We start from the raw sequence: 15,915 nt of genomic DNA, 5'->3' as shown, positions 1-15,915 counted from the left end.
TTTGTTTTATAAGTTTTATTTTTCCAGTAAATCAGAATAAGTCCAGCCTTTGTAGCCGCCTTCTAAAGTATAGATATTAGCAGCATCTATGCCTAATTCCTTCAAAAATTCTGTTCCTGCTGCAGCATATCTTTTACCTGAATAGCACAGCAAAACAAATTTTTTATCTTTGCTGTCAGTTTCAGCTAATGCTTTTTCCATGTTCGCTTTAGCTGGTGCAGGATCCTCATTAGATATTATAGAATCTACATCAGTAGATATAGAACCTTTGATGTGTTCAATGTCATAATCTGCTTTTTTTCTAACATCGAATATTAAGTAGTCGCTGTTTCCTTCTGTTATAATAGCTTTCAGTTCATCAGCAGTCATATACTGCGTCTCTGCAGACTCTTGCTGTGCATCTTGCGGCTGTGCATCTGATTGAGCACTGCATCCTGCAAATACGCTTGCCATCAACATTAGCACTAAAAATAAAGATAAATACTTTTTGTTCATTTTCATCCTCCAAATTTGTTTAATATATTAACATTTTTAGGGTAGCAGCTTTAAAAAATTAAGTCAAGGTAGCCAGCCATGAATAATAATTATAAGAATATCTAATTTATATACAAATCTTCATACTCCCTTTTTATTGCTTATTTGTTATTTATTGGAATTGAATTTTTGCGCCCTTTTTCCTATTCCGGATAAGATACTCCGGCCGTTTTCTTTTTTACGGCATCATTTTTAAGTCACAAAAAAAATCGTTGATCTTCAACGATTTTTTGTGGCTTTTATATTTTTCACTTTAGATATAAATATCTTTATATACATCCATCAGAAAAATCCGGATGGCAAACAATTTCTATTTCTTCTTCTCTGACCAGTTTAGCTATATGCTGATCTAACTCTTCAGGTGTAATGTTAGGAGCAAATCTCGCTTTTACATTTCCTTCCTTGTCAATCAAGAACTTAGTAAAATTCCATCTAATATCATTCTCTTTTATATCCGGTGTGAATTGTTTTACCTTTTCATAAAATCCTAATGTATCTTCACTTCTGTACTCTTCTGCAGTAGTTTTTAAATATTTGTACAAAGGTTCCTCATTTTTACCGTTCACTTCAATTTTTGAAAATTGTTTAAAATCAACACCGAAGTTTAGTCTGCAAAAGCCGGCAATTTCCTCGTTTGTTCCAGGGGCCTGCTCTAAGAACTGATTGCTTGGAAAATCCAGTATTTCAAATTCTTCGTCTTTATATTTATTATACAGCTTCTGTAATCCGTCATACTGAGGAGTGAAACCACAGCCTGTTGCACCGTTTACTACAAGCAACACCTTTCCTTTATACTCCGATAATGATACTTCTTTATTTTCTATATCCTTCACTTTAAAATCATATATTTTCATTTATTCCTCCTGAAATTATTTTTATTATAAATGTACATTCTTTTTATACCCTCATATTAAAGTTTTAAGCAAAAACTTTAAAAATTTATACCATTAGTTTTAGATATCAATATAGGAGCTTAATTTCAGCAGCTCTTCTTACATATTGTTTAATTTAGTAATTTCTGCTATACTTATTTAAAAATACCGGGTGGTGATAATCATGAAAACAATACTTTACAATGCAAAAATTTATATTGAAAAAAACGTTTTTCAAGAGGCTGTTTTAATTGAAGACGGAGTCATTAAAGCAATCGGGCCCAGCAAAAATATTATGCTAAATCATGCGGACAAGATAATAGACTTGCAGGGAAAAACCGTTATACCCGGCTTAAACGACAGCCATCTTCATATTGCCATGGTTGGAGAGTCAATGAACGCATGCATCTTAACAAGCGCCAAATCCATTGATGATATAATCAGCATGGGAAAAAATTACTTGGAAAACTGCGAAAATCCAACCGCTCTCCACGGGAAAAACTGGAACCAGGACTATTTTACTTCAGGGGAACAAAGAATGCCAACCCGCCATGATTTGGATAAAATATCATCAGAAATACCTGTTGTATTGGAAAGAGTTTGCGGTCACGTTATATGCGGCAACACAAAAGCTCTTGAACTGCTGGGAATTGACGAAAATACAGAGGTTGACGGCGGTGAAGTTATAAAAGGAAGCGATGGAAAGCCTAACGGAATATTTACGGAAAATGCCACAAGGCTGCTGCTGCCGGTCATGCCTGATAAAAGCCTTCTTGACAGAGAAAATGAAATTCTTAAAGCCGCAAGTTATGCATTAAGTACAGGTATTACTTCCGTACAATCATGTGATGTAATGAGCAAAGATTTTAAAAGTGTATTTAAGGTAATACACAATATTTACGATAACGGCAAAACAAAATTAAGATATAGCCCTCAGTTCAATTTTCAGGATATAGATGTATTTAAGGAATACTTGGAAACCGAACATATAAACGGCAGTTACAACGGTAGATTTTTATCAAAAGGAGCATTAAAGCTGTTTAAGGATGGTTCCTTAGGAGCCAGAACTGCACTTATGATTAATGATTATAATGACGCACCTGGAATAAAAGGCGTTCCTGCTTTAAGTGACCAGCAGCTTCAGGCCCTCTGCAATTTAGCAACGGAAAACCGAATAAGAGTCGTTACTCACGCCATAGGAGACGGTGCTGTTGAAAGTGTTATAAATGCTTATGAACGGGCTATGAAAGGAAGCAGCAATACTCTTCGACACGGCATTGTCCACTGCCAAATTACAAACCGCAGTCAAATAGAAAGGATTGCACGTCTCAATATTCCTGTAATGCTGCAGCCTATTTTCCTTGACTACGACATACAGATAGTGGAATCCCGCGTAGGGAAAACATTGGCTGAAACTTCATATGCTTTTAATACATTGAATAAGCTAGGTGTCCCTATAAGTTTCGGTACTGATTCGCCTGTGGAAGATTTAAATCCGTTTCCAAACATCTATTCAGCTGTAACAAGACAAAGAATGAGCATGACACCTGAAGGCGGATTTATTCCCAGCGAAAAGATGAGTGTTGAAGATGCTGTTGATGCATATACCATAGGTAGTGCTTTCAACGAATTTAAGGAGCATGAAAAAGGAAGGCTCAAGCCCGGATTCGCTGCAGACCTGGCTGTACTGGACTCTGATATATTTACCATCGACCATAATAAGATTAAAGATATAAAAGTGGTTAAGACTATGGTCGACGGAGATTTCGTCTTTGAAAGATAAAAAGCAAATAGTTAAAAGCGGTCTTACAGGCCGTTTTTTTACACAAATTATTATAATATTGAACAAAAAAATCATTAGGTGAAAAAAGAAATATATTTCAAATCACGAATCTTATTACTAAGCAATATTTTTCAATTTAAAAGTTTATAATTTTTCAATTATTGTAACAATTTTAACAAATTCGCTAACTATTTTTTAAAAAATTAGTATTATCTTCAATTTGAAGTACTTTTTATAAGGCTGTAAGACATTTTTTCGTTAGTTAATTAACTATATATTAACAAAATGTAAAATTTATCACCCTTGACTTTTTTTTCTAATATACATATTTTTTCGGTTAAGGACAACTTTTAAAAACTTACATATTTTTTCTCATATATGAACATTTTTTCATTTTTCAGCATTGTTTATATATCATATATGTGATAGAATGGTGAAAACGTTATATTTTACGTTCTCTAATATAACGCTTTTTCATTCATTATATTATTATAGGAGGCTACTCTATGGAAGCAATTATGAACATCAACAGTTGGCTAAATAATATTGTGTGGGGACCACCAATGTTAATACTGATTGTTGGAACAGGACTATTTTTATCAGTAAGTACAAAGTTCTTCTCAATTACCAAGTTAGGGTACATCTTGAAGAACACTCTTCTTAAAATCTTTTCTAAGGACCAATCTGGAGAAGGTGAAGTAACGGCATTCCAGGCTGTTGCTACAGCTCTTGCCGCTACAGTTGGAACAGGTAACATAGCAGGTGTTGCAACCGCTATTGCTGCCGGAGGTCCAGGAGCATTATTATGGATGTGGATTGCCGCAATACTAGGTATGACTACTAAGTTCTCAGAAGTTGTACTGTCCATTAAATTCAGAGAAAAAACACCTGACGGACGTTTTGTCGGCGGACCCATGTACTATATTAGGAATGGCTTAGGATGGAACTGGCTTGCAGTGCTATTTGCTCTGTTTGGTACACTTGCAGCATTCGGAATCGGTAACATGGTTCAATCAAACTCAGTTGCTGACGCTCTGCAATCTTCTTTCAGCCTTAATCCTTGGATTACAGGTATTGTATTGGCAGTTGTCACTGCTTTGGTTATAGTTGGCGGAATAAAAAGAATTGGTGCCTTCACAGAAAAACTTGTTCCTTTTATGGCTGCTATTTATATTCTTGGTGGATTAGCAATTATTATAATTAACATAGGTAAGGTTCCTGCTGCTTTCGTTACTATATTTGAAAGCGCATTCTCTGGAAGAGCTGCTGTCGGCGGTTTTGCAGGAGCAACAGTTATGCAGGCTGTTAGATTCGGTGTTGCCCGCGGTGTATTTACAAACGAAGCCGGTTTAGGTAGTGCTCCAATAGCTCACGCTGCTGCTACTACAGATCACCCTGTTCGTCAAGGCCTTTGGGGAGTATTTGAAGTATTTGCAGACACACTTGTTATATGTAGTATAACAGCTTTGGCAATAATTACATCAGGTGTTTGGGAAACAGGCATGACAGGAGCCGCACTTACAACACAGGCTTTCGACGTATCGTTACCAGGCGGAGGATACATCGTATCAATAGGTATTGTAATGTTTGCTTTCTCAACTATAGTTGGATGGGAATACTACGGTGAAAGATGTGCTGAGTACTTATTCGGACCTAAAGCAATTATGGTTTACAGAATAATTTGGATACCGTTTATTTTAATAGGCGCTATCGGTGGTCTTGAAGTTATTTGGGCTTTAGCAGACACATTAAACGGATTAATGGCTATTCCGAACTTAATAGGCGTTGTAGCATTGAGCGGAACAGTATTTAAACTTACAAAAGAGTTTTTCTCTTCAGAAAAAGCTAAAAACTAAATCAACAAAAAAGCTGAGATATAAACCTCAGCTTTTTCTTTTTATCTTATTATCTTACATAGATTTTAATTAATCCGTCATAAACATTATAGTTATCTTCATCTTCATCTTCAAAAACAGTATAATTAAATTCTATATTACCTTCATCCTCAAAAATATATCTTATATATTCAATATCCTCTAATTCATAGCTTACATCATTTTGAACATTGATTAAATTTCTCTTGCCATCAAGCTTAATTTTAAGAGTTCCTTCGTCAGGAATCACAAACATTGCATACTCGAGTTCTTCTTCGTCTATGTCATCTTCAACCAGTTCAAACAGTTCTTCTACAAAATCAACATCTATGAATTCATCCTCATAATCTGTCGTCAGTTTCATCGTAGAAATTTCTTGAACAGCTTCAACCGTTATCTTTATTTCCCCTTCATATACTTTATCGCTTGATTTTTCTTCTGCATAATATTTTATAACAACTTCCCCGTCAAAACCTTGATTTGGCTCAAATATGATGTAATCAACATCTTCTATATCATATGTTTTTGTTCTGGTCACAACTTCCTTGCTTTCAGGTTTTCCGTCCCCATCACTGTCATAGTACAAAACACCCTGTTTTTCTGAAGGAATTACAAATTTAACCGTATCAACAAAATCTTCAAAATCATCTTCATCTATGCGCACATATTCGTTTTCAGAAATTTCATAGGTAATAAGCTTAAGGTTCTCATAGTCAACTCTTATTATTATTGACCCGTCATAGGAATCTTCTTCTGTATACGCCGTATATTTTACTGTAACTTCTCCTTCAAAATACTCTTCCGGAACAAATGCAATATTTCTTATTATGTTTTTTTCATACTTGCCTAAATAATACTTTGTTACCTCAGATACCAAGGAATTTTCATTTTGATCTTCGTCATAATCATAATATAGTTTTCCTCCGGATTCCGGCAGTTCGAACTTCACATATTCAATGTCATCTTCTATAACATCGTCTAAAGCCTCTGTAAACCAGCTGTCTTTAAAGTCCAACTGTTCTCCATTTTCAACATTTACCTTAATATCGTTTATGTCATATTCCTTTTCATCATAATCATATTCGTTCATTATATAAAACATCATCCAAAAGACATCTCTTCTCTTTGCAAAGCTGTTTAATTCATCTTTGTAGATTTCTTCTAACTCCTCTATCTTACCATCTTCAAAATCCACATTTAAGATTTCTCCCGAACGCTGTATAAGCCATATTGCCTCTTGAATTGTAACCGGGTTTCCAGGTCTGAAATATTTTCCATCTCCTTTAGCAATGCCCAGATCCTTTGCTATTTTAACCGATTCATAATAATACTCGTTAAAATCAACATCATCAAAAATTTCTTTAAATTCTTCGGCTTTATCGTCGTAGTCGTCTTCGTCAATTACATCATATTGATCTAGCATCCTAGTGATCATTACAATCACATCAGCACGTTTTATATTTCCGCTCAAGCCAAAGTCCCCATTGCCGTATCCCTTCACTATATTCATTCTAATCAATAGATCCAGAGCATTTTCATAATCCTTCGTTTCTACTTTTTGGTATGTTTTTTGGTATGTTTTCTGATGTGTTTTCCATTTGTCTTTCTTTGCCGACGGCACTGCAAATGCCGCAGTTGTAAATATCATACTCAATGCAACTGTGGATGATATAATTCTTAAAACTTTGCTTTTCATAAATTTCCTCCATTTACTACTAATTATAATTGTTACTTCTGAAATTCCAGATACACAATAATGTTCGGTACCAGCAAATAAAATTTAGGGGTGTAATTTAATTTAATGAAATTCTATGTATTGATTATTAACATCCACCAAATATTTTTCGCATGTGCCTTGAAACCTTTCTGCCACTAAATTCTCAATTTCAGCCATAGCATTATACAGTGATGCCCCCTCCTCATATTCAAAACCCACAAGCTGAAAAAATACATCTTTACTGTTTAAAGTAATTTTTCCCAACTCGCTCTGTCTCCAAACCCATTTTAAAGTTTGGACTTTATTCCCGCTTGTAAACACAAGTTCACCTTCGGGCACACCCTCATACTCGCTTGCACCAAAAGGCAGAAAGATATCATTATTTCTACTGTATCGAACTTCTAAATCTTCGCTAATGTCTTTCAAATCATGTCCACCAAGAGAGATACCGTTTTCAATTGAAACAGCATTGCACAAGTCAACCAAAGCATTTATAACAGGAAGATGCCCTCCTTTTAATACTCTTTTAAACATTGCTTCCACAGAAGGCGGATATTTATTAGGATTTATCCCCGACTTAAGCATTACTTCTCTGTAAAGCGACACATTGTGCAACTGCCTAAGCTGGGCAGGATTTATATCTTCTTTCATTCTGGATTCTGCCTTTCTTAGCCGCTGCTCGTCCTCAGGCAAAGTTTCAGAATTTTTAATATTATGCGCAACTATAATTCCAAATTTTATTTTTTGTTCTAATTCAAAAACGGATTTATCAATTGTATATTTCATCACGCTCTCCTCGTTTTATATTTATATTTATTATATTATATCGTAACTTCCAAAAAATTCAATTTATTTTGAATTTATATCTTTTATATTTTAACATTAGCAGGATATATTTTGATATTTTGAAAATAATATTACAGGAGGTGTTTTTATGAATTTTACACAAAAAGAAAGAACTTTGCTGGAAGATCAAAAAAGCCACGAGGAAATTTGCATACAAAAATATACTAACTATGCAAGTTTAGCACAAGATCAAGAGTTAAAGAATATTTTCAATCAAATTGCTCAAACAGAACAGCAGCATTACAACACTATTGATCAGCTCTTAAAAGGGCAGGTACCACAAATGCAGCAGGGAGGATCACAGCAGAATCAGAGCAGCGGCATGCAGATGAAATCTCAGCAGTTGCAGTCAATGCAAGGCAGTCAGCAAAAGCAGGCAAATCAATCGCCCAGTTTTGTGCCTAAAGGCCAATCTCTAAATTATAGCAATTCAGACAAAGATTTGTGCAGTGATTTGCTTATGACTGAAAAATATGTTTCATCAACGTATGATACAGCCATATTTGAATTTAGAGATCCACAGGTTCGTAGTATTTTAAATCACATTCAAAAAGAAGAACAGCAGCATGGGGAAACTCTATATAAATATATGGAAAGCAAGGGAATGTACCAGGCTAAATAAAACAATCTTCTTCAACTATCTGAGCGGCATTATTCTTGGTGACTTTGTCATCAAGAAATAATGCCGCTTTTTATTTTAGAATATCAAACAAAATTTTATTATAATTATAACGATTGTTTGTTTTTTTACACTCAAACTTTTTTGTATAATATTTTTTCATTAATTGTTGTCTATTTTTAAAAAAAATTCATGCTTTAAAGGCGTTGATTTTGCTTGTTTTCATTGAAATACCAGCACAATTTACTGGCATATGTCAAAATTTAATTATTGATATATTTTAAATTTTAGATTATAATTATTATATAGTTTTAACATACTACTTATATTAGGAGAGTGAATATGTCAGAAAACAAACAGATATCAAGGAAAGAATTCATCAAAAGCATGGGATACACGGCAGCAGGTGTAGTTGCAGCCGGTTCGTTAGGCGGACTTCTTACAGGTTGCTCAACTTCTGCACCAGCAGCAGATGTTGATACTTCTCAGGCTCCAGAGTTTCCATGGCCTTATAAAAAGCTTGACCCTGCAGTAGTAGAGGCGGCAGCTTTTCAAGGATATAAAGAAAAGGGTGGCTGAGGCTCCGGAGTGGCTGAAGGTTTCTTCGGCGTATTATCTCAAGAAGTAGGATATCCATTCAATCAAGTTCCTGTAGCAGCATTTACAAATTTTGGAGCAGGATTCCAGCAGGCCGCATTATGCGGATCTGTAGGAGCAGCAGCACTATGTCTTGGAACTGTTTGCGAACCAGATGTAGCTAAAAAACTACTAGGAGAATTGGAAAGCTGGTATAAAGAAGCTGAACTTCCTATATACCAACCGGATATTAAATTAGAAACAACTGTTGCAAACTCTATTCTATGTGCAGACTCAGTGGGAACCTTTATGGAGAAAACAGGAGTCGAAATGGGAAGCGATGAAAGAAAAGCTCGCTGTGCAGGTGTTGCAGCAGATGTAACCAGAAAAATGGTAGAATTGCTTAATGCTCAATATGCATAAAAAGCAAATTATTAAATAAACGAGGATTATTCTTCCTCGTTTATTTAATAATTTTTAGATTGAAAAATGTAACGTTTCATAGTATAATAGACAAAAAAGCACAGAAGGTGGGATTACATGGGCAGAATTGGAGCACCAGAGTTAATATTAATATTAGCTATTGCATTAATAATTTTTGGTCCTTCTAAGCTACCCGAAATCGGAAGATCAATCGGCGAAGCTTTTGGACAATTTAAGCGTCATGCAAACAAAGTCTCAGAAGACACTACTACTGAAGCTAAAGATTCAGACAACGATAAGAATAGTTAACAGAGGATAAAAATACTTAGTATTAATATTAAGTATTTTTTCTTTTTAAGAGAAAAGCTTAAGTGCTTTAGCGCTGGGTTTTATTGTTAAAATATTTACTTTTACTTCTGCTTCTAAAAACTAACAAATCATTTTTTTCTTTTTAATTATTTGTTTAGTTCAAAATAAATAAAGGACAAACTATTAATTGACAAATTGTGCATATATGTGTTATCATTAATTTGTTAATTAATTAACCTTTCAATTAATTCCTCCATCGATACATCCAAGTATATATAAATTGCTCCTCCTTGCCATAATTACAGGCATGGAGGAGCAATTTTTATACAATGAATTACAATCTAACGTCAACATTATTTTTAGCTTCTATTGAATTTTCTGTAATTTCACAGTCAAGAGCCAATATGGTAACCCCTCTTTTTTTTGCTCTTATTAAAGCTTCTCCGAATTCTCTATGAGTTTTGTAGTTTGGAGTAAAATATAGCACATCGCTCATCTGCACAATAAATACAACATATGCTTCATATCCGTCATGCAGGCATTCTGCCAGTTCATTAATATGTTTTAACCCCCTGGCCGTGGGTGCGTCCGGAAACAGAACTATATTATCTTCCTCTAATGTAACACCTTTAACCTCTATTAGTATTTTTTTATTGTCTGCTTCTATATAGAAATCAAATCTAGAATTATTATATTTATACTCCGGTTTTATCAGACTTATATTATTAAATAAATACCCTTTCTTTACCCACTCATGAAATACTTTATTTGGTGCCTGACTGTCAATATTAATGAGTCTGTTTCCTTTATAAACTGAAATCAAATCATATTTTGTCTTTCGTTTTGAACTATCAAATTCCTGGACAAATATTTTAGAATCCTTAATAAGAAGCTCCTTGCACCTGCCTGTATTCTTAACATGGCAGACTTCATTTTTCCCCTCGATTTCAATATTAGCAATAAATCTGTTCGGTCTGTTAATAAATTTAGCCTTCTTTATATTTTTATATTTCATAGTGTTCTCTTTTCTTATGCCGAGATTTAATCATAATATCACATGAAGCTTATTATTGTCAAAGCCTTAAGATATACGGAATTTTATATGGATAATATTTAATTTATGTTCAATACTAAATATAGTTTAATGTAGAGGTGTTTAATTTGAATGAAGGTTTAGTTGTTTTAGTAAGATCAATAATAAGTTTTTTTACTCTTCTTATATTTGCAAAGATACTGGGGAAACAGCAAATAAGTCAATTGGCTTTTTTTGATTATGTATTGGGAATTACCATCGGATCAATTGCCGCTAGCCTTGCCTCTGATTTGTCAAGCAGAGCATGGCCTCATTGGGTCGCATTATTAACCTGGGCAGCATTAGGTTATTTAATGGAATTTATAACTATGAAATGGAGATATTCAGCAAAGTATATAGAAGGAGAACCTACAATAGTTATAATGAACGGAAAAATAATGGAGGATGCACTAAGAAAAATGCAGTTCAGAGTATCTGACATAATGCAACTCCTTAGAAATAAAGATGTGTTTGATTTATCTCAGGTTGATTTTGCCATTATCGAACCCAACGGCCAATTGTCAGTACTTAGAAAGCCTGAATACGAGCCGTTAACAGCCAAAGACATGAAAATAACCAAAAAACCTTCCGGTATAAGTACAGAACTTATTTATGACGGGATTTTGATAGAAGAAAATCTAAGGCAGTTGAATAAAAACAAAAAGTGGCTTATGGATCAACTAAAAAGCAAAGGAATAAAAGATGTCTCAGAAGTTTTTCTAGCTACATTAAATCCAGCCGGTTCCTTTTATGTTGATAAATATGAAGATCACATTAAAAAAGTTATTGATATAGGCGATTATAAAGGCCCTTACTAAGGAGGTTATATGCGAAAATTTTTAGTTATATCAATACCAATTGTTACGACTGTATTATTTATTCTAGTGATGTTAAGTGACAAAGTTCTGAAAAATCCACTGACTAATGATGATAATATACCTGCTGTAATAGATTCAATAAGAGACGAAATCAAAAAAGATAATTGGGCAGAGGCAAGTAATAAAGCCTTACAATTGACAAACACTTGGGACAAAATTACTAAAAGAGTCCAATTCAGTGCCGAAAAAGATGAAATAAACGGCTTTTATAAAAGCCTAGCAAGGTTAAACGGCGCAATAGAGGCGAAAGATATGTCCGATGCGTTTATGGAGCTTAATGAGGCATACGAGCATTGGGTTAATTTGGGAAAGTAAAATCAAACAAAGCGTTCTTGCATATTGGCAAGATTATCAAAAAACAAGGATTTTTCCTTTATGGATAGTCCTTGTTTATTTTATATGAACCACAAGTTTTTTATTCTTGTTCTATTCTTCTCCGCCTTTTTTTTATTAATTCTTTGAAATCTATCTCCATAATAAAAATGCTTGCAATCATCAGTGCTGCGCCAAAATATGCCTTAAATGTAAGAACCTCTTTTGCAAACGCAAATGCCACTATTCCTGCGAAGACAGTTTCAAGAGAAAAAATTACACCTACGTGGGATGCTGTAGTATATTGCTGGGCAATGGCCTGCACTACAAATGCCACTCCCGTACATAATATTGCCAAAAATAACACAGATGCCCATATGTTCGGCTGTGTTGGGAAGTGAGGTTTTTCAAATATAATTGCAAGCGTAAAATTCAAAACTCCAGTTACTCCCAACTGAAAAACTCCAAGCTGAAACGGGTCTACGTCTTCAAGAGAAACAGCTTTTTCAGTAATATTCAAATCAATGGCATATGCAAGCGCGCACATTACCGAAGCTGCATCTCCAAATAAATTACCTTGGTTAAGCGAAAAATTATCTTTTAATGTTAATAGAGCAATTCCAATGGTTGTCATAATTATCACCATAGTAAGTTTTTTATCAGGTGCCTTCTTATGAATTATACTTGACACAATAGGAGTAAACACAACAGCAAGCCCGCACAGAAAACTTGTGTTTGATAAAGTTGTATACATAACTCCAAAATTTGCACCTATGTACACCACAGTAAGTGCCGCACCAATTATAAGACTGTACTTCAATGTGTTTTTCGAAACATTTTTCAATTTTGGAAATGTCAATAATGCTGCAATAAAAAAAGCGATTAGAAATCTATGCGCATTCAACGTAAATGACCCCATATCTGACAGGCTTATATCAGAAAGATAATAAGAAATCCCCCAAAATATAGTTATCATCAGCAGCATAAGGTCTGCTTTTAATTGCTTAGTCATGGCTTCCCCCTGTATTTAATCATAACATATTATAACTCAATCTTAGTTTAAATGCCACCAATTAAATTTATTTTATTAAATAAAATATACCTGCATATAATTTATAAGCAGACATATTTTTCAAGGAGTACTATCTTGAAACGAAAAACCATTTTAATTGTTTATAACGTCCTGGTTTTATTTAATTTATATTTTATTATTGCCGCAGTATTTACTGCAATATATATAGCGATTGATTACGCAGGGCTTGGATACATCGCTGACCATTATGCAGCTGTTTCGAACCAGCAGCATACACCTATAGGCATTATCACTCGTTCCCTTTACTTCAGCTTCATTACATTATTTGCAGTAGGATACGGCGACATGACTCCCTTCGGGCTGTCAAGGGCTGTTTCAATGATTCAAGCGTTCGTAGGATTTATATTACCGTACGCAATAATATTAAATTACGCCATCATTAATCCTAATGTTATTAAATTTAAGAAATAGCTAATTCAATGCGTTAAATACTGAATTTAACAGCTCACTGTTGTAGTCCTGGCTGAGCTCCCAGATCATAACTCCTGCAAGGCCTTTGTCTTTAACGTATTCTGATTTCAATGCAATTGATTCTGCATCATCATAGCTTATAAAAATATTGTCCTTATAAATCCAAGGAACCATTGATTCTTCGCTGTACATTTTATTATAACTACCGTTCAAGTAATTTAGCATGATCGTGCTGTAACTCAGCGCCTCGCCTCCATTGCTCACTTGGTAAAGTCCACTGCTATCATGGGTCTCTACATTGTACAAATAACCATAAAATGGCACTCCAACAACAATCTTGTCTTTTGTAAACCCTGCGTTTATCCATAGCTCTACACTTGAATCAACACTTGCTTTGTACTGCGGAGACCATGCACTGCTGCTATAGAGCGGCGCATTAAAATCAGAATATGAATCCCACGGCCCATGAAGATCATAGGTCATAAGATTTGCATAGTCAACATATTCATTTATTTTAGAAGCTTCTATGTTTTCTAAGTAATAGCTGCTCGCTCCGCATGCTATGGTAAGAAGGTAATGTTTATTATCCTTGACCCCCTGTTCATCCAGTTTCTCACGTATTTCCTTAAGAAGAAGTGTAAAATTCTGCTTATCTTCAGGCCTATTAGAATTTCCCTCCAGACCTCCGCCTACTGGATATTCCCAGTCTAAATCTATCCCGTCAATGCCGTACTTGACTATAAAGTCCACACAGCTTTGAGCAAATATCTCTCTCGAAGAATCTGAGCTTGCTACATCCGAAAATTTTGCGGACCAATTCCATCCTCCAACAGAAATTAATATTTTTAAATCAGGGTTTATTCCCTTAAGCTCGTTTAACTTTTCAAAATTTTCCGGGTCCTTGTCAGGATATCCTAATTTTATTTTATTGTCCTGACCTATATAGGCAAATGCATAATTAATATGCGTTAGCTTTTGAGCATCAATATTATCCGGCGTAAATTCATCGTATGATTTCCACGCAGGATAGTATCCGATAATTTTAGCCGATTCAACTGACGTATCAGTTTTTACAACAATCGGTTCTCCTGCAGGCGACACGTTGTTATTTGCTGTTTCTGACCTTATATAAAATTCATATTCTGTATCTGGATTAAGGTTTTCTACCTTATATGTATTTGTTTTTGTTGAATCAATATATGTACTGTTCTTATAAATCTTGTAATTATTAATATTGCTGCTTTGTGGTTTGTCCCATTCCAAGGTGACTGAACTTTCAGTTACTTCCTTAACCGTTAAATTCACAGGTGATTCCGGAGCTTTTAAATTTTTATCCGCAAATACCGTATTATCAACCCTGTAACCTAAAAGTATTACAATTAGCAGCAATACTGCAATATTATTAATTTTAAGGTATTTCTTCATAACGTCTCCCTAAAGATATTTTTATAATTATACCATAAATTTTTTCATACCCCATCTGAAATTATTGGCAAGTTGTTTTGGCATTAGGAGGTTAACCATAATAAACCAAAGATTATAAATAAATAGAAACAATAAGTTTCATCACTCATATTATAAGTACATCAGGCTATAAGGAGGTTCATTTTGAATTTTACAGCCATTACCGACAGTGTTTTATCTCTTTTTATAATAATATTAGTTGGTTTTTACGGAAGCAAAAAAAAAATAATAACTCCAGAGCTTAACAAAGGTCTTACTGACATTCTTATTAAAATAGCTCTTCCTTTTATGATAGTATCTTCCTTCATGTTTTCATATGATGATTCTATTAAGTACAACGTTATTAAAACTTTTTACTACAGCCTTGGCGCCTATGCTGTTATGGCAGCTGTTTCATATGTCATGCTTACTCCTGTTAAAGGAGAAAAACGCACCGTTCTGCACTTTGCAAACATATTTGTGAATACCGGCTATGTGGGATTTCCCATACTTAATTCTGTATTCGGTGCTGAAGGCGTAATTTATGGTTCCATATTCAATGTTTTTTTTGTGATATTTGTATGGACCTACGGAATTATGCTTTACAGCGGAAATTTGGAAAAGGGTTATTTAAAAAAAGAAATCAAAAGCCTTTTGCTGAATCCATCCATAATAGCTGTTGCAGTCGGCATAATCCTGATGTCGTTGGAAATAAAAATTGAAGGTGCTCTACTGACAAGCATTAAAAGTATAGGAAGCATAACAGGTCCGATTTCTATGTTTATTATAGGTGTTATATTATCAAACATAAAATTGAAGAAATATTTAAAGGACTGGACAATATATTACGGAATATTAATTAAATCAATAGTTATTCCGGTTGTTATTTACTTGCTGTCTCTTCTGCTGAAAGACAGTTCTAAAGCTGTCTATTCGATCGTTATAATGACTGCCATGCCAGCCTCCGCCATGACATCAATTTTAGCTGAAAATTACAACAAAGAAAGAGAATTTGCCGCAATAATTGTTTCTGCAACGACTCTTATATCTTTACTAACAGTTCCCGTACTTATTAAGCTTATTATGTAAAACTCCCCCTCGACTCTATCGTACCGAGAGGGATCTTCTATATGCTACTTAGGTTCAACCACGG

At 34.4% G+C, this 15,915-nt stretch carries 17 protein-coding genes; 10 read left to right on the top strand and 7 right to left on the bottom strand.

What is annotated here, in order from left to right; genetic code table 11:
- Positions 1-15: 15 nt before the first annotated feature.
- Both ACS3UD_RS16580 and ACS3UD_RS16575 read right to left on the bottom strand, forming a co-directional pair.
- Positions 16-495 (bottom strand): rhodanese-like domain-containing protein, encoded by a 480-nt coding sequence (locus ACS3UD_RS16580; RefSeq protein WP_308138549.1) that lies wholly within the window; start codon positions 493-495, stop codon positions 16-18.
- A 308-nt stretch (positions 496-803) separates the two neighbouring features.
- On the bottom strand, positions 804-1,388 hold the full coding sequence (locus ACS3UD_RS16575) for a glutathione peroxidase (RefSeq protein WP_308138550.1): 585 nt from the start codon (positions 1,386-1,388) through the stop codon (positions 804-806).
- 202 nt (positions 1,389-1,590) lie between these two features.
- Between ACS3UD_RS16575 and ACS3UD_RS16570 the strand changes: the two genes are divergently transcribed.
- Together ACS3UD_RS16570 and ACS3UD_RS16565 are read left to right on the top strand one after the other, a co-directional pair.
- Positions 1,591-3,189 carry an amidohydrolase gene (locus ACS3UD_RS16570; RefSeq protein ID WP_308138551.1) on the top strand — a complete coding sequence of 533 codons (1,599 nt, stop codon included), beginning with the start codon at positions 1,591-1,593 and terminating at the stop codon, positions 3,187-3,189.
- Positions 3,190-3,695: 506 nt separating this feature from the next.
- Positions 3,696-5,045, top strand: a complete 1,350-nt coding sequence (locus ACS3UD_RS16565; protein ID WP_308138552.1) for an alanine/glycine:cation symporter family protein — start codon at positions 3,696-3,698, stop codon at positions 5,043-5,045.
- 49 nt (positions 5,046-5,094) lie between these two features.
- Here ACS3UD_RS16565 and ACS3UD_RS16560 read toward each other — a convergent pair whose 3' ends face one another.
- Both ACS3UD_RS16560 and ACS3UD_RS16555 read right to left on the bottom strand, forming a co-directional pair.
- Positions 5,095-6,759, bottom strand: a complete 1,665-nt coding sequence (locus ACS3UD_RS16560) for an S-layer homology domain-containing protein (protein WP_308138553.1) — start codon at positions 6,757-6,759, stop codon at positions 5,095-5,097.
- A gap of 102 nt (positions 6,760-6,861) precedes the next feature.
- Positions 6,862-7,566: a B3/B4 domain-containing protein gene (locus ACS3UD_RS16555; protein ID WP_308138554.1), complete on the bottom strand. Its 705-nt coding sequence runs from the start codon at positions 7,564-7,566 to the stop codon at positions 6,862-6,864.
- 148 nt (positions 7,567-7,714) lie between these two features.
- Between ACS3UD_RS16555 and ACS3UD_RS16550 the strand changes: the two genes are divergently transcribed.
- The 4 genes from ACS3UD_RS16550 to ACS3UD_RS16535 all read left to right on the top strand — a co-directional run bounded on the left by ACS3UD_RS16550 (position 7,715) and on the right by ACS3UD_RS16535 (position 9,553).
- Positions 7,715-8,248, top strand: a complete 534-nt coding sequence (locus tag ACS3UD_RS16550) for a spore coat protein (protein ID WP_308138555.1) — start codon at positions 7,715-7,717, stop codon at positions 8,246-8,248.
- Between the two features lie 339 nt (positions 8,249-8,587).
- Positions 8,588-8,824, top strand: coding sequence for a hypothetical protein (locus ACS3UD_RS16545; protein WP_308138556.1), 237 nt, complete (start codon positions 8,588-8,590; stop codon positions 8,822-8,824).
- A gap of 9 nt (positions 8,825-8,833) precedes the next feature.
- A complete protein-coding gene (locus tag ACS3UD_RS16540) occupies positions 8,834-9,244 on the top strand; it encodes a C-GCAxxG-C-C family (seleno)protein (RefSeq protein ID WP_308138557.1) in 411 nt (136 codons plus the stop codon).
- 117 nt (positions 9,245-9,361) lie between these two features.
- Positions 9,362-9,553 (top strand): Sec-independent protein translocase subunit TatA/TatB, encoded by a 192-nt coding sequence (locus ACS3UD_RS16535; RefSeq protein ID WP_308138558.1) that lies wholly within the window; start codon positions 9,362-9,364, stop codon positions 9,551-9,553.
- Between the two features lie 334 nt (positions 9,554-9,887).
- Here ACS3UD_RS16535 and sfsA read toward each other — a convergent pair whose 3' ends face one another.
- The gene (sfsA, locus tag ACS3UD_RS16530) at positions 9,888-10,568 is read right to left on the bottom strand and encodes a DNA/RNA nuclease SfsA (protein WP_308138559.1); all 681 of its coding nucleotides are present in this window, start codon (positions 10,566-10,568) and stop codon (positions 9,888-9,890) included.
- Positions 10,569-10,714: 146 nt separating this feature from the next.
- Between sfsA and ACS3UD_RS16525 the strand changes: the two genes are divergently transcribed.
- Both ACS3UD_RS16525 and ACS3UD_RS16520 read left to right on the top strand, forming a co-directional pair.
- Positions 10,715-11,443 (top strand): YetF domain-containing protein, encoded by a 729-nt coding sequence (locus ACS3UD_RS16525; RefSeq protein WP_308138560.1) that lies wholly within the window; start codon positions 10,715-10,717, stop codon positions 11,441-11,443.
- Between the two features lie 9 nt (positions 11,444-11,452).
- Positions 11,453-11,818 (top strand): DUF4363 family protein, encoded by a 366-nt coding sequence (locus ACS3UD_RS16520; protein ID WP_308138561.1) that lies wholly within the window; start codon positions 11,453-11,455, stop codon positions 11,816-11,818.
- Positions 11,819-11,918: 100 nt separating this feature from the next.
- Here the strand turns inward: ACS3UD_RS16520 and ACS3UD_RS16515 are convergent, their stop codons facing one another.
- Positions 11,919-12,827 (bottom strand): DMT family transporter, encoded by a 909-nt coding sequence (locus tag ACS3UD_RS16515; RefSeq protein WP_308138562.1) that lies wholly within the window; start codon positions 12,825-12,827, stop codon positions 11,919-11,921.
- Positions 12,828-12,962: 135 nt separating this feature from the next.
- Here ACS3UD_RS16515 and ACS3UD_RS16510 point away from each other — a divergent pair, with 135 nt between their 5' ends.
- Entirely contained in the window at positions 12,963-13,319 is a 357-nt protein-coding gene (locus ACS3UD_RS16510; protein WP_308138563.1) for an ion channel, read from the top strand.
- On the opposite strand, the gene ACS3UD_RS16505 is transcribed toward ACS3UD_RS16510, so the two are convergent.
- The gene (locus tag ACS3UD_RS16505) at positions 13,320-14,744 is read right to left on the bottom strand and encodes a glycosyl hydrolase family 18 protein (protein ID WP_308138564.1); all 1,425 of its coding nucleotides are present in this window, start codon (positions 14,742-14,744) and stop codon (positions 13,320-13,322) included.
- A gap of 183 nt (positions 14,745-14,927) precedes the next feature.
- On the opposite strand from ACS3UD_RS16505, the gene ACS3UD_RS16500 reads away from it, so the two are divergent.
- On the top strand, positions 14,928-15,851 hold the full coding sequence (locus tag ACS3UD_RS16500) for an AEC family transporter (RefSeq protein WP_308138565.1): 924 nt from the start codon (positions 14,928-14,930) through the stop codon (positions 15,849-15,851).
- Positions 15,852-15,915 lie beyond the last annotated feature (64 nt).

This window comes from Sedimentibacter sp. LTW-03 (assembly GCF_052059825.1).
Classification (GTDB): Bacteria; Bacillota; Clostridia; order Tissierellales; family Sedimentibacteraceae; genus Sedimentibacter.
Note: the sequence above shows the minus strand (reverse complement) of the source record. Positions and strands in the feature narration are given on the sequence as shown.

What these genes read in the sequence shown, in the direction of transcription:
- ACS3UD_RS16570 (WP_308138551.1), top strand. Translation starts at nt 1,591, where the DNA reads ATGAAAACAATACTTTACAATGCAAAAATTTATATTGAAAAAAACGTT.
- ACS3UD_RS16580 (WP_308138549.1), bottom strand. Translation starts at nt 495, where the DNA reads ATGAACAAAAAGTATTTATCTTTATTTTTAGTGCTAATGTTGATGGCA.
- ACS3UD_RS16560 (WP_308138553.1), bottom strand. Translation starts at nt 6,759, where the DNA reads ATGAAAAGCAAAGTTTTAAGAATTATATCATCCACAGTTGCATTGAGT.
- sfsA (WP_308138559.1), bottom strand. Translation starts at nt 10,568, where the DNA reads ATGAAATATAAAAATATAAAGAAGGCTAAATTTATTAACAGACCGAAC.
- ACS3UD_RS16565 (WP_308138552.1), top strand. Translation starts at nt 3,696, where the DNA reads ATGGAAGCAATTATGAACATCAACAGTTGGCTAAATAATATTGTGTGG.
- ACS3UD_RS16555 (WP_308138554.1), bottom strand. Translation starts at nt 7,566, where the DNA reads ATGAAATATACAATTGATAAATCCGTTTTTGAATTAGAACAAAAAATA.
- ACS3UD_RS16515 (WP_308138562.1), bottom strand. Translation starts at nt 12,827, where the DNA reads ATGACTAAGCAATTAAAAGCAGACCTTATGCTGCTGATGATAACTATA.
- ACS3UD_RS16545 (WP_308138556.1), top strand. Translation starts at nt 8,588, where the DNA reads ATGTCAGAAAACAAACAGATATCAAGGAAAGAATTCATCAAAAGCATG.
- ACS3UD_RS16535 (WP_308138558.1), top strand. Translation starts at nt 9,362, where the DNA reads ATGGGCAGAATTGGAGCACCAGAGTTAATATTAATATTAGCTATTGCA.
- ACS3UD_RS16550 (WP_308138555.1), top strand. Translation starts at nt 7,715, where the DNA reads ATGAATTTTACACAAAAAGAAAGAACTTTGCTGGAAGATCAAAAAAGC.
- ACS3UD_RS16520 (WP_308138561.1), top strand. Translation starts at nt 11,453, where the DNA reads ATGCGAAAATTTTTAGTTATATCAATACCAATTGTTACGACTGTATTA.
- ACS3UD_RS16505 (WP_308138564.1), bottom strand. Translation starts at nt 14,744, where the DNA reads ATGAAGAAATACCTTAAAATTAATAATATTGCAGTATTGCTGCTAATT.
- ACS3UD_RS16575 (WP_308138550.1), bottom strand. Translation starts at nt 1,388, where the DNA reads ATGAAAATATATGATTTTAAAGTGAAGGATATAGAAAATAAAGAAGTA.